The organism is Pedobacter sp. KLB.chiD (assembly GCF_047040275.1).
GTDB lineage: Bacteria > Bacteroidota > Bacteroidia > Sphingobacteriales > Sphingobacteriaceae > Pedobacter.
In genome coordinates, this window is record NZ_CP178207.1 from 929,378 (window position 1) to 948,812 (window position 19,435).

General features: G+C 40.3%; 19 protein-coding genes. 15 read left to right on the top strand and 4 right to left on the bottom strand.

The features are described from left to right. The first annotated feature begins 4 nt into the window (after window positions 1-4). The 6 genes from ACK1I8_RS04045 to ACK1I8_RS04070 all read left to right on the top strand — a co-directional run bounded on the left by ACK1I8_RS04045 (window position 5) and on the right by ACK1I8_RS04070 (window position 4,662). Entirely contained in the window at window positions 5-667 is a 663-nt protein-coding gene (locus tag ACK1I8_RS04045) for a cytochrome b/b6 domain-containing protein (RefSeq protein WP_412468061.1), read from the top strand. Window positions 668-705: 38 nt separating this feature from the next. Further along, the gene (locus ACK1I8_RS04050) at window positions 706-1,398 is read left to right on the top strand and encodes a VIT1/CCC1 transporter family protein (protein WP_412468062.1); all 693 of its coding nucleotides are present in this window, start codon (window positions 706-708) and stop codon (window positions 1,396-1,398) included. A 289-nt stretch (window positions 1,399-1,687) separates the two neighbouring features. Further along, window positions 1,688-2,116, top strand: a complete 429-nt coding sequence (locus ACK1I8_RS04055) for a thioredoxin family protein (protein ID WP_412468063.1) — start codon at window positions 1,688-1,690, stop codon at window positions 2,114-2,116. A gap of 10 nt (window positions 2,117-2,126) precedes the next feature. Then, window positions 2,127-3,062 (top strand): FAD:protein FMN transferase, encoded by a 936-nt coding sequence (locus ACK1I8_RS04060; protein WP_412468064.1) that lies wholly within the window; start codon window positions 2,127-2,129, stop codon window positions 3,060-3,062. A 144-nt stretch (window positions 3,063-3,206) separates the two neighbouring features. Beyond that, complete coding sequence (locus tag ACK1I8_RS04065; protein WP_412468065.1) at window positions 3,207-3,437, top strand: DUF4266 domain-containing protein; 231 nt, start codon at window positions 3,207-3,209, stop codon at window positions 3,435-3,437. A 13-nt stretch (window positions 3,438-3,450) separates the two neighbouring features. Beyond that, window positions 3,451-4,662 (top strand): DUF3570 domain-containing protein, encoded by a 1,212-nt coding sequence (locus tag ACK1I8_RS04070; protein WP_412468066.1) that lies wholly within the window; start codon window positions 3,451-3,453, stop codon window positions 4,660-4,662. A 589-nt stretch (window positions 4,663-5,251) separates the two neighbouring features. Here ACK1I8_RS04070 and ACK1I8_RS04075 read toward each other — a convergent pair. Genes ACK1I8_RS04075 through ACK1I8_RS04085 form a run of 3 tightly spaced genes read right to left on the bottom strand, consistent with a single transcriptional unit; the run spans window position 5,252 to window position 7,935 of the window. Beyond that, complete coding sequence (locus ACK1I8_RS04075) at window positions 5,252-6,451, bottom strand: winged helix-turn-helix domain-containing protein (RefSeq protein ID WP_412468067.1); 1,200 nt, start codon at window positions 6,449-6,451, stop codon at window positions 5,252-5,254. 42 nt (window positions 6,452-6,493) lie between these two features. Next, window positions 6,494-7,396 (bottom strand): DMT family transporter, encoded by a 903-nt coding sequence (locus tag ACK1I8_RS04080; protein ID WP_412468068.1) that lies wholly within the window; start codon window positions 7,394-7,396, stop codon window positions 6,494-6,496. Beyond that, on the bottom strand, window positions 7,396-7,935 hold the full coding sequence (locus ACK1I8_RS04085) for a GNAT family N-acetyltransferase (RefSeq protein ID WP_412468069.1): 540 nt from the start codon (window positions 7,933-7,935) through the stop codon (window positions 7,396-7,398). Before ACK1I8_RS04085 ends, ACK1I8_RS04080 begins: the two co-directional genes overlap by 1 nt. 72 nt (window positions 7,936-8,007) lie before the next feature. Here ACK1I8_RS04085 and ACK1I8_RS04090 point away from each other — a divergent pair, with 72 nt between their 5' ends. The 8 genes from ACK1I8_RS04090 to ACK1I8_RS04125 all read left to right on the top strand — a co-directional run bounded on the left by ACK1I8_RS04090 (window position 8,008) and on the right by ACK1I8_RS04125 (window position 15,882). Further along, the gene (locus ACK1I8_RS04090) at window positions 8,008-8,874 is read left to right on the top strand and encodes a LysR family transcriptional regulator (protein WP_412468070.1); all 867 of its coding nucleotides are present in this window, start codon (window positions 8,008-8,010) and stop codon (window positions 8,872-8,874) included. 131 nt (window positions 8,875-9,005) lie between these two features. Then, a complete protein-coding gene (locus ACK1I8_RS04095; RefSeq protein ID WP_412468071.1) occupies window positions 9,006-9,386 on the top strand; it encodes a transmembrane 220 family protein in 381 nt (126 codons plus the stop codon). Between the two features lie 36 nt (window positions 9,387-9,422). Beyond that, window positions 9,423-10,265 carry an EboA domain-containing protein gene (locus ACK1I8_RS04100; protein ID WP_412468072.1) on the top strand — a complete coding sequence of 281 codons (843 nt, stop codon included), beginning with the start codon at window positions 9,423-9,425 and terminating at the stop codon, window positions 10,263-10,265. A gap of 24 nt (window positions 10,266-10,289) precedes the next feature. Next, window positions 10,290-11,270, top strand: coding sequence for a TatD family hydrolase (locus ACK1I8_RS04105; protein WP_412468073.1), 981 nt, complete (start codon window positions 10,290-10,292; stop codon window positions 11,268-11,270). Between the two features lie 4 nt (window positions 11,271-11,274). After that, window positions 11,275-12,159 (top strand): UbiA-like protein EboC, encoded by an 885-nt coding sequence (gene eboC / locus ACK1I8_RS04110; protein WP_412468074.1) that lies wholly within the window; start codon window positions 11,275-11,277, stop codon window positions 12,157-12,159. A 27-nt stretch (window positions 12,160-12,186) separates the two neighbouring features. Further along, window positions 12,187-13,350, top strand: coding sequence for a 3-dehydroquinate synthase (locus ACK1I8_RS04115; protein ID WP_412468075.1), 1,164 nt, complete (start codon window positions 12,187-12,189; stop codon window positions 13,348-13,350). Between the two features lie 3 nt (window positions 13,351-13,353). Next, window positions 13,354-14,520 carry a metabolite traffic protein EboE gene (eboE, locus tag ACK1I8_RS04120; protein ID WP_412468076.1) on the top strand — a complete coding sequence of 389 codons (1,167 nt, stop codon included), beginning with the start codon at window positions 13,354-13,356 and terminating at the stop codon, window positions 14,518-14,520. A 12-nt stretch (window positions 14,521-14,532) separates the two neighbouring features. After that, window positions 14,533-15,882 (top strand): alkaline phosphatase family protein, encoded by a 1,350-nt coding sequence (locus ACK1I8_RS04125; RefSeq protein ID WP_412468077.1) that lies wholly within the window; start codon window positions 14,533-14,535, stop codon window positions 15,880-15,882. Window positions 15,883-16,525: 643 nt separating this feature from the next. On the opposite strand, the gene ACK1I8_RS04130 is transcribed toward ACK1I8_RS04125, so the two are convergent. Beyond that, on the bottom strand, window positions 16,526-16,822 hold the full coding sequence (locus ACK1I8_RS04130; RefSeq protein ID WP_412468078.1) for a helix-turn-helix domain-containing protein: 297 nt from the start codon (window positions 16,820-16,822) through the stop codon (window positions 16,526-16,528). Window positions 16,823-18,180: 1,358 nt separating this feature from the next. Between ACK1I8_RS04130 and ACK1I8_RS04135 the strand changes: the two genes are divergently transcribed. Continuing rightward, entirely contained in the window at window positions 18,181-19,434 is a 1,254-nt protein-coding gene (locus ACK1I8_RS04135; RefSeq protein ID WP_412468079.1) for a TlpA family protein disulfide reductase, read from the top strand. Window position 19,435: the final 1 nt, after the last annotated feature.

Consider the following 19,435-nt stretch of genomic DNA (forward strand, 5'->3'; position numbering starts at 1 on the left):
TAACATGGCTGTTATCGAACCTCTTAAACAGGAAATCGGAGAGATTAATACCGGAAAGAAATACCCCGCTACCCTGCGCTTCTGGCATTGGGTAAATTTTATAGTCCTTTTCGGCTCCCTGTTCACGGTATTTATCAACGCCACGCTTTTTGATCATGCGCAACGTAATTTTGTTAAGGCAGCACTGATAAATGCCGGCGTACCTGTAAGTGATAAGCAGGCAGGAGCGGTAACCCATGGGTTTGAGGATCAGGTCTGGGGCATCCACATTTACTTTGGCTACGCCCTTGCTGTGCTTTTTTTATTCAGGTTGATTGCTGAATTTTTTCTGCCTGCTGCCCAGAGGATTGCTCCAAAAATTAAAAAAGCTTACCTCGCTTATTTTATCTTAAAAAAAGAGCGTGAGGCAGCAAAACACGAATGCCTGGTAAAAGGGCTTTATTTGGTTTTTTATATTTTGTTGTTGATCATGGTGGTTACAGGCTTATTACTGGCCTTCGAAGATTATACCGGCATTCCCGGAAATATTAATCACAGCATAAAGGAATTCCATGGCTTTTGCATGTACCTGATCCTTGGCTTTATCTTTCTTCATTTGGCTGGCCTTTTTCTGGCCGAACGAAAGAATGGTAAAGGGATTGTTTCAGATATGATTAACGGGGGTTGAGCAACATCGCACGATGACAGACATTATTTCTTGAAAAAATGAGAAAGTTCCATAAAGAAGAGCATCTGAAAAGTTCCGCATTTATTTCCGACATCGTTATCGGGATGAGTGACGGGCTTACTGTACCCTTTGCACTTGCCGCAGGTTTAAGTGCCGCAGTAAGCAGCAATTCGATCATTATTACTGCCGGTATTGCCGAGATTATTGCAGGTTGTATTGCCATGGGACTGGGCGGGTATCTGGCAGGGAAAACAGAGCAGGAGCATTATGAAAGCGAATGGAGAAGGGAATGTCTGGAGGTGGAAAATGTACCTGAACTGGAAAAAGAGGAGGTAAAGTCGATTTTTGCGGAGTATGGGCTTGATAGCGAGACGCAAGGTCTTATTGTTGATCAGTTAAGCCAAAATAAAAAACATTGGGTGGATTTTATGATGAAATTTGAACTCGGGCTGGAAAAGCCAGATGTGAACAGGGCCCGTAACAGTGCAATAACTATAGGCTTTTCTTATTGTGTTGGCGGCATGATACCCCTTTCGGCATATTTTTTTACTTCAATGCCAAAAAATGGACTGATACTATCTGCTGTGCTGACCACCATCTGTTTATTCATATTTGGCTACTTCAAAAGTAAGCTAACCGGTCAGCCACCTCTAAAAGGAGCTGTAAAGGTTACGGCTATTGGACTTATTGCCGCTGGTGCGGCATTTCTCATTGCAAGATGCATCACTTAAGAGGTCTTCTAAAAAGGTGTTTTTAAGGTGTCATGATTAACATTTGTTTAACAAATTTTCTTTTAAAACTTCAGAATGTCTTCAGACTTGGTGAATAGTTTTGTTAAAAGATCAACCTTCTGATTTTGTTATGGTGCAGAATGGAAAGTTGGTAGTATATTTAAATCAGAAATTTTTACAGGCACAATTTTTAAAAGATTTTCGAGCTATATTGATCAGTTATAAAAGATTATTTATAACCGGATGTTTGGATCATCTTCCCGTATTGCTGACTTAACTTAAAAGAATAATGAAACTACTTTTGGTTGCCCTATTGGGGTTTTTTACTCTTCCTTCGGTATGGATGGAAAACTTTACAGAAGCACAAAAACAGGCTAAAGCTACACATAAGCAGCTGCTGATCAATTTTTCAGGCTCAGACTGGTGCGGTCCGTGTATTCGGCTGCGCAAAGAAATCCTCGAGTCAGAAAGCTTTGAACAATATGCCGCGAAGAACCTGATTTTGGTAAGGGCAGATTTTCCCCGGCAGAAGAAAAACCAGCTAACAAAAGAGCAGGTTAAGCTTAACGAAGCATTAGCAGAAGTTTATAATAAGGATGGTAAGTTTCCGTACACACTTCTCGTTAATGAAGATGGAAAGGTGCTTAAAACCTGGGATGGATTTCCTAACGAAAGTCCTGAGGCTTTTGTATCCGAATTGGATAAGCTGAAAAAATAATTTAAATGAGATGGCTAAACCTGTTTATGTAAACCGGATACTGAAACTCATGGGAAACCGCTTTGAGTTTACGGTGATTGCTACGCATGAACAGGAAGGGAATGCGGCAATAGATGCAGCCATAAAAGAAGTAAAGCGGATAGAACAGCTGCTTACTACATTCAGCGACCTCAGTCAAACGAGTCTGATCAATGCAAATGCGGGTTTAAGCCCGGTAAAGGTTGATGAAGAAGTAATCAATCTGATCGAACGCTCCATTAGGATATCGGAAATTACCGACGGCGCTTTTGACATTACCTATGGTTCTATAGATAAAAGATTGTGGAATTTTGATCAGGGAATGACCAGCCTTCCTGATGAGGAAACTGCGCTTAAATCTGTTGGACTGATTGATTATCGAAATGTAATCATTGACAAAAAACAGTCAACTGTTCTGCTCAAAAATAAAGGTATGAGGATCGGCTTTGGTGGGATTGGAAAAGGCTATGCAGCCGATAGGGCTAAATTAATGCTGCAACAATGGGGCATTAAAAGTGGAATTGTGAATGCAGCCGGCGATTTGATTACATGGGGTACGCAAATAGGTGGCCAATCATGGACAGTTGGTATTGCCGATCCGGAACAAACAAACAGGCCGTTTTCTGCACTAAATATCAGCAATATGGCCATTGCCACTTCGGGTAACTATGAAAAATATGTTACCATAAACGGGAAACGTTATTCGCACACAATCGACCCCAAAACCGGACTTCCGGTAAGCGGCGTAAAGAGTGTGAGCATCATCTGTCCGAGTGCTGAATTGGCCGACGCCCTGGCTACTCCCGTTGTGATAATGGGGGTAAAAGTTGGACTCGAACTGATCAACCAGATTAAACAAGTAGCCTGTATCGTCATTGATGACTATGATAGGGTATTTACCACAAACAATATTAATGTGATATCATGATGAAACCATCATGATTTTACCAAAACTGCAGGGGAATGAATATTTAAAATCATGATCGTTTCATCACCTTTAAACCGAGCTTGCGAGTTCATTGATCCCATAAAAAAAACATAAATTATCGTCAATAAAACAAATAGTATATAGATGAAAATTTCCAGCACAATTTTCCTTTCAATGGTAACTGCAATTTCACTAAGCTGCATGCTTAGTGCCTGCAGTAGTGTGAAGCCTTATCAAAAAAATAAGATTAACGATGGCGATATGACCCTTTCGGCCCGAAAAGTCCAGAAGTTTGAACAGAGTTTCCAGCTTTACCGGGAAGGTGCTTCGGGTGCTAACGGTGGTAAAAGTGGCGGTGGCTGCGGCTGTAATTAATTAATGATCGGAAATGAGAAAAATATATCTCCACGTGCTTTTTATGTATTTTGGTATATTAAGCACTTATGCACAAACCAGACCGGAACCAGCAAAAATAGATAGCAGCAACTACCAGTCGAGAAAGCTTAAAATTGATGAAATTAATCTGGTGTCGGCTTATTATCATCAAAATGGTAATAATTCTGCAGTAACCGGTGGTATCGGTACCGAGAAACTGAGTGATTTTGCGAATACCATTGATCTTCAAATGTCTAAGTTTAATAAAAGAGGCAAAAAAAATACTTTTCTTTTTGAGCTTGGTATTGATCATTATACTTCTGCTTCTTCGGATAAAATTGATCCAAATACTATTTCTTCCGCTTCTTCGGCAGATACCCGTATTTATCCATCATTGAACTGGACACATTCCAATGAAGAGACCGGTAATTCGTTTGGTTTTACCGGATCTTATTCTACAGAGTTTGATTATCAGTCGATGGGGGCAGCCTTTAATTTAACCCGCCTGTCAAAAGATAAAAATACCCAGTTTGATTTTAAGCTTCAGGCATTTTTAGATCAGTGGACGGTGATTCTGCCCATAGAATTGCGGACAGAAAATACAGGCAAGGGACACGAACAATATGATACTGCACCCAGAAATTCATTTAGTGCATCTTTCTCGCTATCTCAGGTTATCAGCCAAAAGTTCCAGGCATCCCTGATTTTGGAGCCGTCTTATCAGAAGGGTTTGCTGGCAACCAAATACCAGCGTGATTACTTTACGGATGGTTCACTGCGTGCAGAAACCTTGCCCGATAAGCGTTATAAACTTCCCATTGGTTTACGGATGAACTATTTTCTGGATGATCATTTTATAATCCGCACTTTCTACCGCTATTACATGGACAACTGGGGCATCAGGGCCCACACAGCCGAACTTGAGATACCGGTTAAGATCAATTCTTTCTTTTCCATCAGTCCTTTCTATCGCTATAACAACCAGTTGGGTACCAGATATTTTGCAACTTACGGCCAACATGCTCCTTCAGCACAGTATTTTACCAGTGATTATGACCTTTCTACACTAACTAGCAACTTTTACGGTGCAGGTATCCGTTTTGCTCCACCCAAAGGTGTTTTCGGATGGCAAAGACTCAATATGTTAGAATTGAGGTACGGTCATTATTCCCGGTCAACAAGTCTGGTTTCCAATATTGTCTCGCTAAACCTTAAATTTAAGTAGGATACTATCCGCAGTAAGAAGCTATCCAGGTATTTAATTCTGCTAATTGGTTAAAAGGGTTTGGTATTATACAAACTCTTTTTACTAAAGTTGACGTGAATCATTTATCTAAAAGATCGTTTGTGGTACCAAAACTGTGTTTTTATATTAATTGAGCATTCTTTTTGTCCTGACCGGACGGGCTTTTTTCTTTTTGACGTCAAAAAGAAACAAAACCGAGGCATTGCCGAGCTCATTAATGCAAATGCAAACAATGGATACCCATTAATAAAACGCCGGCCGAGAATTTATTCATTTGTTGTTATATTTTTCAGCTGCATTCATGAGGGCTACGCCGTTTTCTATTAAAGGCAGGAAGCAGGCTTTGCCTGTGCTTCCCGAAAAATTTGTTAGGCCGGTGACGCCGAGAACGAAGATGTTCTGCTTTGGCTTAGCCAAACGTTCATGCCCGTCGGCAAAATTAAGACCTATAACTCACGTTAAAGTTAACCTACATTCTTTTTTCTAAAAATAAAAACATTGTTGGCTAGCTCTTAACAAACGGTCGTTAACATTGCAAGAGTATATAACAGATGTGGATCTTTCAAACTTAATATCCATCCGAAAATGCTTTACTGATGAATTTAAGCAGGTCGTTACGGTTTGTTTTTTTAAAGATCACATCGTTACATTTATTGAACAAAATAAATTCCTTTAAATTATCGACGAGTTTACCGATCGTTATTTCATCAATTTCAATAGGCTCAAAATGGAGGTTGTGAACGACTAGTTTTTTCTTTTTCCGGTCGGCTTTAGCGTCCATCCTTGCAATAAATCGTTCTCCGGATAGGATAGGGAGGGAGAAATATCCAAATTTTCGTTTTGGAGCTGGTACAAAACACTCAATCTGATAATCAAAGTCGAAAAAATCTTTTAAACGGAAACGGAAGACATTCAAGATATCAAAAGGAGAAAGAATGAAGACTTCATCCGCTATGCTTATGTTGATATCGGTTCCGGAAAGCATATATAATGGTCCTTTCACACCGTCTACCATTACCGTTTTAACTTCTCCCGCCTGAAGCATTTTTTCCAGTTCTTTTTTTACCAGGTTACCTTTTACGCGACGGGAACGCCAGGCCATTTCTTTTACAGATGAAATCCCCAATGCGCCAAGGGTGCGCTTGACTACGTAACGTGCATAAGCTTCATCTGTAGGCATGGTTTGGTCGGTATCATGCGGTACCACATCCAAAGGGAGTTGGTAAACTTTTTGAAATGCGCTATTTCGGCTGATCATCAGTTTGCCTTCCAGGTAGAGTTTTTCTAACGCAACCTTTGCTGGCCGCCAATCCCACCATCCCGAACCGGCTTCTATTCGGTCATTCTCAAAATCGCCTACCATTACCGCTCCGTCACGCTCCACCTGATCTAAAATCTGCTTCATTAAATCCGATTCTCTTTTTGTTAAGGGGCTGCCTTGCGTTGCAAATGCCCTCTTTACCGGCAGTGAAAAGCGAAAATCGTGCATAGGCAGAAATCCTGCATCGGAGGTAAAATATTCGAAAACCTCACCGTCATCACAAAGGGCGAAAAGCCATTCCGTTTGGTAATCGGGAACGCGTGCAAACAGGGCATGGTGGTGGGCGCGTTCTACTACATAATTCGTATCTAACTGTACATAGCCCAAATGGTCAATTACCCGGTAAGCAGCTTCCATTCCGGTTCCAAACTGGGCTTTTTTGGAGAGTCCTGCCGCGTGTAAAATAATCTTTCGTGCCTGCGATCTGTTGAGTTCAATAGCTTCCATTTTACTAAGATATTGATCATTTACCAGGCATCAAATATTGGCCTAAGCCTTTTTCTGTTTGGATAAGCTTGTTATTGCCAGTTGGGCAGGCATTCTCCATTTAAGCTCCGAGATCAGTGTGGCTGTAAAAATCAGTCCGCCGCCTATCAATAAACGGGAGGTAATGGCTTCACCCAACATAAAATGCGCTGCAAAGGCACCAAAAACCGGTTCGAACAGATAAATGATCGATACCCTTTCAGCGCTAATGTATTTTTGAGCGATGTTTGATATGGTGTACATATATGCGGTAGAAAATAATGCACAGAAAATGATACCGAACCAAAAAGTTTGTGTGTCAGGAATCCAGACCGTGTCTTTTTGAAAGGAGGCCAGTAAAAAGGTCAATATTGCGCAGGTGGCAAACATGGGGACGATGGTGGGTACGATATCGCCTTCTTTCGATTTCTTTTCAACATGAATCAAATATACGGCGAAACAGAAAGCGCCGATAATCGTATACAAATCGCCAGTACCAATACTTAATCTGTTGGTAACCGATATGACGAAAAGGCCAATAAGCGCTGCGCAGGCGGCAATCCATATTTTCAATGGTGCAGCTTTTCGATAAATGATGAGTTTCATTACCGGAATAATCACCACGGTTATCCCGGCTACAAATGAGCATTGCGATGCTGAAGTATGGGTAATGCCAAGGGTTTGCAGGTAAATGCCCAATACCAGTGATACGGCCAGGCCAGTACCGGTTTTTATTGTGGTTACATTAAGTTCCTTTACATGTTTCCAAAAAATTACCGATAAAACCACCGTAGCTAAAAGGAAACGGTAGCATAAAAATAAAAGTGGCTGCCCATGGCCAATGGCCATTTTGGTAACGGGAAAAGAAATTCCCCAGAAAGCGGTACCCAAAATTAGCAAAATCAGAAAAAGGGTTCTTTTTTCCATTATGATGTCTTTAATTCGTTCGAATGAGCCAGCTCTTTTTTCATTAACAGATCAGTTTGTTCATCTTTGCCGAGCCAGAATGCATGTTTACCGAAAGCTTTAAAACCGTTTTTCTCATAAAACCTTAAAGCCCTGTGGTTTTCTTCCCATACCCCAAGCCACATGTATCTTACACCTTGTTCGCAGGCAATATCAATGGCTTTTTGATAAAGGACTTGCGCTACTTTTTTACCATGGAATGCCTTTAATACATAAATCCGTTCAATTTCGACTGCGTTGTCTATGTTTTCGTTTTGTGCTTCGCCAAGATTGATTTTCAGATAGGCCACAACATTACCATCTACCCGTGCAAAATAAAACTGCGAATCCTTATGATTCAACTCTGTTTTCAATTTCTCCTCCGAGAAACTTTTTTCCAGATAATCTTTCATATCGTCTTCCGTATTTACATTGGCAAAAGCTTCATAAAATGTGCTTCTCCCAATTTCCCGGAGTTTTTGGATGTCGTTTATCGTCACCTTATCAATACTGATCTTCATGGCACGAATCTAATCAGTTATTAAATGATTTAAAATGTTATTATTTCATTTATTAATGCATATTTTGCATCAATGGATCTCCAACGAATCAAATATTTTTTAGCGCTGGCAGAGCAGCTTCACTATTGGAAAACCGCCGAGAAGGTCAACATTACACAATCGGCACTTAGCCGCCAGATCCAATCACTCGAGAGTGAATTGGGCCTACAGCTTTTTGAGCGTAATAAGCGTAATGTGAAACTTACCCCGGCCGGTAAATTCCTGAAAAAAAAGTGGGAAATCGAATTAAATGAACTGGAATATATCCATCAGTTTGCTAAACAGCTACACCTGGGCGAGCGTGGAACCATTACCATCGCGCATCCTGATTCCATATCTGCTTCTCTCATGCCCGATGTGCTGGCTAAGATTACGCAGGCATTTCCCCAGCTTCAAATCAAATTGGTGCAGGTGTTATATGAAAATCAACTGGATTTTCTCAAAAACTACAAAATTGATCTGGCCATTACAAGAGATATCAACAGCGAAACGGGAATCAGGGCAAAACAAATATATTCCGATCATCTTGCATTGGTGGTTCCAATAGAACATCCTTTTAAAGTGTTCGAAGACCTATCTGCCGAAAGCCTGAAAAAGCAGAAATTTATATTGCCGACCAGGGATGAGGGAAGTAGTTATGGCGAGATCATCCAGGCTTTATTCAAATTTTACGATTTTGCTCCGGATGTGTTTTTACATTCTGAATTTGGTTCCACAATAATCGCGTTGGTGAGGAAGGGCTTGGGCATCGCCATTTTACCCGACTCGTATATGCACCATCAAAGTCCGGGCTTGCGTTTTATTCCGCTACCGTTTAAAACAGACCTATGGATCAACTGGCGGGCTGAAGACCACAATCCTGTGCTGGCCAATATTTTAAACCTTTTAGTTGAGGATTAGGGGTTAATCAAAAAAATATTTTACCGCAGTATATAATTTACATTTTATAAGCAAAAAAAGCATTCAGTTTAAATAACTTTGCTTTTGAATGAAAAGTCGGGAATCGATTTATTTTAAATCAAATAACTAAAATGCTTTTAATTATTCTTAACATTATTTTTTGTATCTCCTTTTTGGGCTTTGCCTATGTAAACCTTAATGATAACGACGCTTTTTTATGGGTGTCTATTTATTTAAGCGCTGCAATATGCTGCGGATTGGCTGCAGCCGGTAAATTTTACCCTTTTGCTTATCTGTTTTTAACTGCTTTTTATTTGATTTACGCGGTCATCCTGTTTTTTGCAAAAGACGGCGTACGCGATTGGATCACTAAATACAGACGTGAGAGCCTGGTGCAGAGTATGCAGGCTACCAAACCTTATATCGAGCAAACACGAGAATTTTTTGGTCTGTTGATTATTGCCGGTGCACTGTTGATTAACTATTTTGTTTCTGCGGGGCTAACTGCATAATAGCCATTTTGACATTTATTTAGGAGAGGTGAGCATATGAAAGCCGTAAACGAAATCATAGGAGCTGTTGTTAAAAATAACATCAGTGTAGAAGCCGAAAACTGGCTGGACGATTTTACACAAGCTACAGATCAATTGGCACTATTAGCCCGGGTATTCGTCATGCTGCCCCGTAAAACAGGTAAATTACCCGTTGCAGTTTCTGATGACCAACAAGAGGCGCTGAATACAGCGGGGTTCGGCTATATTCGTAACTGGACTGTTGATCGGTTGAGTCGCGTATGGTTGTTGGCAGGTTTGAATGTGAATGATAAAGAACTTTTATTTGCAGCCATTAACCGGTTGTTTTTGTCGGCAGAGGTGAACGAAGCCGTAGCTTTATATTCGGCTTTACCCTTTTTGCCTTATCCTGAAATTTGGGTAAAGCGCTGTGCCGAAGGAATTAGGAGCAATATTGGTTCCGTGCTGGAAGCCATTATGGAAAACAATCCGTATCCGGCAGCAAACCTGGACGAAGCGGCATGGAACCAGCTGGTGCTAAAGGCTTTTTTTACCGAAAAAAATATTAATCTGATAGTGGGTTTAGATCAACGTGCCAATCTAAAACTTGCTTTAACACTGGTGGATTATGCTCAGGAACGTTGGGCTGCAGGCAGGGAAGTACATCCACAGTTGTGGCGCCTGGTGGGTAAATTTATCAATCCAGAAATTTTTGAAACCCTTAAAACCGGTTTGCAGCATTACAATCAGATGGAACAACGCGCCATTGCGCTGGCCATTTCGGAGTGTGATTACCAGCCGGCGAAAGATTATATCGATACTTTTCCGGAACTTAAATTGGCCTTGGCCGATGGAAGCTTAAACTGGAATTCATTTTAACCTATAAAAATCTAAGATAAAGAGATGTGTTGTAGCAGTTCAATAGAAAGAGATAAAGCCCTGATGGGTGAGCCTGAAGCTTTCGATATCAGTGCAGTAAAAGGAATGAAGTTCTTCGACCCGCATGTGCACATGACTTCCAGAACAACAGACGATTACCAGGCCATGGCTGATGCAGGCGTTGTTGCTTTGATAGAGCCTGCATTCTGGTTAGGCCAGCCTCGTACCGGACTGGATAGTTTCAGGGACTACTATAGTAGCCTGATCGGTTGGGAGCGCTTCCGTTCTTCTCAGTTTGGCATTAAACATTATTGCACCATAGGTCTTAACTCCAGAGAGGCCAATAATGAAAGCCTGGCCGAAGAGGTAATGGAAATCCTGCCTTTGTTTATTTATAAGGAAGGTGTAGTGGGTATTGGTGAGATTGGTTTCGATGATCAGACTGCTGCGGAAGAAAAATATTACCGGTTACAGCTGGAGCTTGCTAAAGAAGCAGGGTTGCCTGTACAGGTGCATACGCCACACCGCGATAAGAAAAAAGGTACCCAGCGCAGCATGGATATCGCTTTGGAACATGGCCTTGATCCCTATAGTGTGATCATCGATCATAATAATGAAGAAACGGTAAAAGAGGTTTTAGATAGAGGTTTTTGGGCCGCTTTTACCATTTACCCATTTACCAAAATGGGCAACGAGCGTATGGTAGAAATTGTAAAGCAATATGGTGCAGCGCGTATTATGGTAAATTCCGCTGCCGATTGGGGTATCAGCGATCCATTGGCGGTACCAAAAACCGCCGCACTGATGAAAATGCGTGGTTTAAGCAATCAGGATATTGAACTGGTTACCTATAATAATGCAATTACGGCGTTTGCACAGAGCGGACAGCTTGATGAAGCCGATTTTAATACACCGATAGACCTTACTGAGAAATTTGAAGGAAATACCATCTTAAGGGGCGGACAGCAGCCCAGAACAGACAAATCTTCTATCATTATTAGTTAAAGTATTGAAAAAAATAATTGTCTATCTGCGCATGATGCGCCCAGCCAATATCGTTACTTCAGTAGCTGATATTCTGGCAGGAATTGCCATTTCCGGGATTTTAAGCAGTGGCTTTTCTATTCCATGGTCGTCCATTGTATTATTGGCTACTTCAACAGCCTGTTTATATGGTGGCGGAATTGTTTTTAACGATGTTTTTGACGCTGATCTTGATAAAATCGAACGTCCGGAACGTGCTATTCCAAGTGGCATGATCAGTTTACGGCATGCAACCATATTAGGAAGTCTATTACTTTTTACGGGAATTGCTTTAGCTGCTTTAAATAGTCTTACTTCAGGATTATTGGCACTTTTGGTGGCTGTTTTTGCTTTGCTTTATAATAAAATTGGCAAACATCATGCTTTTTTCGGCCCATTGAATATGGGTTTATGCCGTGGCTTTAACCTGTTGTTGGGCTTAAGTATCGTACCGGAAATGCTTTGTAGTCATTATTATCTGGCCATTATCCCGGTAATCTATATTTTTTCCATTACCATGACCAGCCGTGGCGAAGTTCATGGAGGCCATGTTAAAAACCTCTATTTAGCTGCCTTATTGTATGCCATAGTGATTTGTGCAATCGGCTACTTTGCTTTTATAAATGATAGGTTGGCATGGTCACTGCTATTGTTGGTTCCTTTCGCCTTTATGATTTTCAGGCCACTTTTAAAAGCTATAAAAGAACCTATCGGTAAAAATATTGGTGGTGCAGTAAAAGCAGGGGTCATTTCGCTTATCTTAATGGATGCCGCCTGGGCCGTAACGTTCGATGCCTTGTTTTTAGCCTTTATCATTGCAGCCTTATTGCCTTTATCCATGTGGCTCTCTAAATTATTTGCCGTTACTTAACCATCAAACACAACTTTATCAATTGTTATGGAACATTTACATCAATCTTTTACTGTACAATATCAATATAACGTTTTCTTTACTTCTTCGCTTTTTTCACCTGAAAACGAATTGTTGAACAGTTTTTTGGTTAACTTAAATCCGGCTGTTGCAATTAAGAAAATTTTATTTGTAATTGATAAGGGCGTAGCAGATGCACACCAGGAGCTTGTTGCTCAAATTAAAGCCTATTTTTTGCAGCATAATAAAACACAACTGGTTCATGATATTCTTGTCATCCCTGGCGGAGAACTGGTGAAAAATAATACAGCATATTTCGATCAGGTATTGGAAGCCATTAATATTAATGGTATAGACAGGCATTCTTTTGTTGCAGCAATTGGTGGCGGGGCAATACTGGATATGGTGGGTTATGCGGCTACCGTTGCACACCGCGGGATTAAACACATCAGGATTCCGAGTACCGTGCTTTCACAGAACGACTCGGGCGTTGGAGTTAAAAACGGGATCAATTATTTTAATAAGAAAAATTTCCTGGGCACTTTTTCGCCACCTGTTGCCGTTTTTAACGATGAAATATTGTTAAGCACATTATCCGATCGCGATTGGCGTTCTGGAATTGCCGAAGCGATTAAAGTGGCACTGATTAAAGATGCTGAATTTTTTGAATGGCTGGAAGATAACGCAGTTGCACTCGCACATCGCGATACCACGGCCATGAACTACCAGATCTGGAAATGTGCCAAGCTCCATATGGAGCATATCCGCAGTGCCGATCCTTTTGAACAAGGTTCTGCCCGGCCCTTGGATTTTGGCCATTGGAGCGCGCATAAATTAGAATATCTCACCAATTTCGAAGTGAAACATGGGGAGGCTGTAGCTATGGGCATTGCTTTGGATACCCTATATTCCCATTTATCAGGCAGGATCAGCGCAGAAGATGCTCAAAGGGTCATCAACCTGATCCAACAACTTGGTTTTGAATTAACGCATCCGTTATTGCAGGTTACCGAAGGCAATAGTCCGATTCTGGATGGCCTGGAAGAATTCCGCGAACATCTTGGAGGTCAACTCACCATCACTTTGCTTAACGCTTTAGGTATTGGAGAGGAAGTTCATGAAATTGATGCCGAAATTTTAAAACAGGCTGCAGAAATTTTAAATAAACAGGCCGCTATTATTCAACATTAAGCTATGAAATTAAATTCTGGGCATTTAACTTTCTGTACCAATATTTATGCCGGGGAAAACTGGATGGCACATTTTGACGTGTTAAAATCTAGTTTCCCGATACTGAAGGCACAACTATCGCCAGATGCACCAATGGGCATCGGCTTGCGCCTTTCCAATCTGGCCAGTATAGAACTATTGCAGGAAAATCATCTTGAAATATTTATACAATGGCTGGCAAAGGAAGGCGGCTATGTTTTTACCATGAACGGATTTCCGTACGGCGGTTTCCACCACACCAGGGTGAAAGACCAGGTACATGCACCCGATTGGACCACGGTAGAGCGGGTTGAATATACACTTCGTTTGGCTGAAATCCTTTCGCAATTGCTTCCTGATGATACGGATGGCGGCATTTCGACCTCACCATTGAGTTATAAACCCTGGTTTAATGATGCCGAAGCCAAAGAAAGTGCCACAGCCAGCGCAACGGCCAATATTATAAAAGTGGCGGAAGGTTTACATCAGCTCTACAGCCAAAGCGGAAAGGTGATCCATCTGGATATTGAGCCTGAACCAGACGGATTTCTCGAATCTGGTCCTGAATTTATCGATTGGTATGAAAATGTACTCTTACCTGCCGCAAACGATGAAAAGCTGATCAAAAACCACGTTTGTTTATGTTATGATGTTTGCCATTTTGCCATCGGTTATGAGCCACATACCGCCATTATCAATGAATTGCAGCAAAAAGGCATCAAAATCGGGAAAATCCAGATCAGTGCAGCACTAAAGGCGGAATTGCCGGTATCTGTTGCAGAAAGAAGTGAGGTGCTGGGTCAGCTTGGCCGCTTTGATGAACCTGTTTATCTTCACCAGGTAATTGCCAGAAAAAATGATGGCAGTTTAATCCGTTACCCTGACCTTAAAGAAGCATTGGCAGAAGGCGAAAATCCTTCTGTAGCGGAATGGCGGGCGCATTTTCATGTGCCTATTTTTGTAGAGGACATGGGTTTGATCAAATCTACGCAGTCAGATATTACAGCAGTATTGAATCTGCAAAAACATAATCCCTTTACCAATCATTTAGAAGTAGAAACCTATACATGGGAAGTTTTACCCACGGCATTAAAAGTACCCCTTAATGATTCTATCATCAGGGAACTGGCCTGGGTTAAAAATTTATTATAAGTTAAGAAGCATATGCATAAAACCGTTGTTATCGATATCGTAGCCCTATCCACTTCTGTAATAGGAAAACATACGCCTTTTCTTCAGAAGTATATCGCCGAACAGCATCTTACCACTATTGAACCTTTGTTACCTGCAGTTACCACAGCTGTGCAATCAAGTTATCTGACGGGTAAATTCCCTTCAGAAAATGGTATCGTAGGTAACGGCTGGTACGACCATGAAGATGCGGAAATTAAATTCTGGAAACAGTCGAACAAACTGGTCAATGCCCAAAAAATATGGGATCAGGCTAAAAAAGAAGATCCTGATTTTACCTGTGCCAACATGTTTTGGTGGTACAATATGTATTCGACAGCCGATTTTTCGGTAACACCACGCCCTAATTACCTTGCCGATGGACGTAAATTGCCTGATTGTTATTCACAACCGGCCGAATTGCGCGACCATTTACAGGCTAAACTGGGGCAGTTTCCCTTGTTTCAGTTCTGGGGACCCGGTGCCAATATCAAATCGACAAGATGGATTGCAGATGCCTCGATGGAAACCGAGAAGCTGCATCATCCAACCCTTACCTTAATTTATCTGCCTCATTTAGATTATTGTTTACAAAAATTTGGTCCGGAGCTGGATAAAATCAGTGCCGAACTGAAAGAAATTGACCAGGTGGTGGAAGAACTCGTGCATTTTTATGAAAGCAGGGGGGCGCGCATCATTTTACTTTCTGAATATGGTATTGCACCTGTAAATCAGCCAATTCATCTGAATCGTTTGTTCAGAGAGAACGGCCTGATCCAGATCCGCGAAGAAAGGGGTCTGGAGTTGCTTGACGCAGGTGCTTCGAAAGCCTTTGTCGTAGCCGATCATCAGGTTGCTCATGTTTATATTAATGATAAAAGCGTAACTGAACAAGTTAAAGCATTATTGAAAAATGTAGCTGGTATCGACTTGATACTTAATAAAACAGAGCAGGAACAATACCATATTAACCATAAACGCTCTGGAGATCTGGTATTGGTTGCAAAAGAAAACAGCTGGTTTACCTATTATTTCTGGTTAGATGATGCTAAGGCACCAGATTATGCCAGGGTAGTGGATATCCATAAAAAACCTGGATACGATCCGGTAGAGATGTTTATGACCTCTAAGTTGAGGGCTGGTTATAAACTTTTAAGAAAAAAGGCCGGCTTCCGTTATGTGATGGATGTCATTCCGCTTGATGCTACTTTAGTTAAGGGATCGCATGGTAGCATCAATGTAGCTGATCAGTATAAACCCGTTCTGATTACTTCAAAAGCGGTTGATAAAACCTTAGAGGCACCAGATGTTTATCACGTAATTTGGGATAGTTTAACGGTTTAAATATGATATTTTCTGCTGATCTGATTGCAAACGGATCAGTATGTTGTACGGTATAAACCCCTAAACTGCGAATAAAATAATAAAGCATTTTCACTGAACCTGTTCAGAATAATTTTTTTGTTTTGACTAGCAAAGTTCTTCAATAGTATCGTTGACAGAATCCGCCAGTGAGGGCGTCATCCGATAGTTATCGGATCCCGCGCATGCGGGAACCACGAAGTGCTCAGCGAAACTAATCTTAAAGCGCTTTGATTACTATTATTCATAAGTGTTTGTTTTTTAGTCAATGGCATTCATGAACACTTTGTGGTTCCCATCCGATAGCAATCGGATCAAGTTGGGAATGACGATCGCCCGGAGGACGATTAGAAAAAATTGTAACGCATATTAAATTTTATCCAATAAATAATTACTCAGACTTACCTTATATACCCAAAACTTAATCACCAAGTGATCGCATTAGAAAAGATTTTTTCAATTTCAGGTTTAAAAATTACTTTCTAGTTAAATTTCGGCTGAAAATTTTGGAGCCTAATCTGATATATGATTTTAAATTATTTCTCAAAATCAGGATACATTTTTCAATGTATCAATAGCTGCTACTGCCCATTTTTAATAGCGTAATTTGTAAATGAGTCATTTACTATTCCAATCCGGCACTAAAATCTACTCCGAAATCGAAATCAAGCAGTGCTGTCGGGTGGATTTTTAAACCGATGGCCAGTCTCATAATGGTAATAAAATTTGGACTGGTTTCTCCATTCTCATATTTGATGATATCGCCGGTGTTAACCCCACTTCTTTTGTAAAATTCGCGATAAGAAAGTTCCTGTTTTTCTTTTAAGGATTTTAAATGCTCACCAAAGCTTTTCAGAATTTTTTTTTCTTTCTCACTGATCATTTCATTGCAAATAAAAATATGATTGGCAATGTCTTTCATATTTTATTTAAAAATGTCATGTAATTACTTGACATTTGTCTTTTTTTTATTTAGGTTTACGTTACAGAAAAAAATAGACTACTAAAAGATAAAATTAAGAGTCTTGCAACCTCAAATCTCACGCCGTTGGAGCAAGACAGCAGATTTTATCCCATTTCTTATAGCGGAATTGCTATCTTTAGCTTTCTAAAATAAGAGTGGGCTTCTGCTGTAATTCCATTTCAACGTAAGGCGTGAGAAACATTATGAGGTTATGGTTTGGGAAGCCCACTTTTCTCTTCTCTCCGGCAAGACTCATAACATAAAGTTATGGGCAGGCAAAAAATAAATAGGATAAATGAGCAAATACTTACCAAAGTAAGTAAATATCAGTGTGCCATTTTATTTACCTGCTTTTTTCAGATATTTCTATACCATTCTCTATTCAGTTGTCCATTCGACAGGCTTTACGCCTTAAAACCCAAAAATCCGGAATGATTTTTTGATAAGGCAGGCTAGCCTTAAAGGTTAATGAAAATTTAGGTTTTTTAATGATGATGGCCTGCCTTATTCCTATTTGCAGAGATTATTTGATACGCCGATAGCCTTTATGTGCTAACGGAATATCTTATAAAAAATAAGTGGCTTATGCTGCAATGGGATTGTTATGTCTAAATTTTTCGCCTAACACTTGCTTTTCCCGCCAGACAGATTTCTCCATAAACTATTTTTAAGTTCAAATCAACCGATTACGTCATCAAAAAAATGAGATTCAATAATGCTTATTTGCCGCTTTTTTTCTTTTGCTGGGCTTTGTTGTACAGTCCGCTGGTGATATGGTATGCTTTTGAACAAAATGAAAATTTGAAATCCGTTGATCTGAAGGTTAAGCATCATCATGAGAGGAGTGAGAGAAGGAATTTTGATTGTTATACTTTTACTGATACATCATTTAGGTTTACAATTGGGCATGATAATAAAGCTTGCAATTTAAGAGATGAAAACATTCCATTTGTTTTTTATAAAGCTGATCAATGTGGAGCGCATAGGAAAAATTAGATGGTTTATGCTTGATTGCTGCATGCTAGAAGGTTTAAACCAAACGAAAATTGTGGTCTTGCTTTTCACGTTTTAAAAAAAAATATTTTTTTAGAATTGGGTCTGATGGCAGGACTTTCTTATTTACATATCAACTAACCAAAACAAACCATTAGCAACGATTTCGGTGTAGCATACTTATCCTTAAAATGTTAAGCGGATTAACAAATTATCTGATGCCGGCACTCCTGATCCGCAAAACAGGTACGGCAAGCTTTAGTGCAGTTTTATAACTGCCTAAAGCTATTAAAACTCCGATTTAAGCTAATTAACTCAATTTTATGAAACTAACTATTTCAACAGGCCTGATGCTTGTTTTTTCTCTTTTTTTATATGCCCAGTCGCCTGTTAAGGCTTTGCAAGTGGGCGATCGGGTGCCAGATACTTTCTGGACGACGCCTAGAAATTTTTTGATTGGTGGTAAGGTAGTGCAGCGGAATATGGAGCAGTTTAGGGGTAAGCCACTGATCATCGATTTTTGGGCTACCTTCTGTATTCCATGTATTAAAGGGATGCCAGAACAAGAAAGGCTTTCCAGGTTGTTCCGGGGAAAGATCAATATCGTTAGCGTAACGACGGATAACGAAAAACTGGTTTCCACTTTTTATTCTTCTGAAAGAAATCCACTTGGTAAAGATTTTACCTCAATTGTAGATGATAAAGAGTTAAACCGTCTTTTTCTGCACAACAAAATTCCGCATCTGGTTTGGATCGATAACCAGGGAATAGTGAGAAATACCACCGAGGGAGATGCACTATCAGAAGCAAATATTAAGGCAGCCCTATCTGGAAATTTATGTGTATCCCCCTTAAATTACATTTACCCAAATACGGTTTTAATGATGAACCGGAATCCAGAGGGCATGCAATCGTTTAACCTGTTAATTAAAGGCAGAATACCAGGTATTTCGAGCTCCACGTTTCGCTCAAACGGGGCAAATACTGGAATGATCATTTTCAATCATCCGCTACGGTGGATATACAGTGTGCTGGCAAGAGGAGAATTCAGTTGGTTCTCTGATCAGCGGTTTAAGCTTGATTTCGAGGATACAGACGGTTTTAATAATCCATCTTTGAAGCCAGACGGTCTTTGGACGGTAGACGTATGGGTACCAGAGGAAAAATCTGCTTTATTAAAAAAACTGACGATGAAGTACCTGAACGAAAATTCAGGATACTCGGCTGCGGTAAAAGTAACCAACACCGCAGTGTATAAGTTAGTGTATTTACCATCAAAGGCTACCCGCCAGCTGAAAACAAAGGGTGGACAACCCGCTAATCTGGGTTTTCATAAAGGATCGAAATTCATCAATCAACCCATAGCCAACCTGATAAATGATATTCAAGACTGTGCCTTTATAAAATATCCGGTTTTAAATGATGCTAATCTTGATTTTTTGATCGATCTGGAGCTTTCGGAGGTAAAGGATATGGTAGGATTAAATGCGTTGCTCAATCCTTATGGCTTATCGATGGTAGAAGATCATCAGGAACTTGAAATGCTTGTAGTTAGTAAAACCGATAAAACAAACTAAT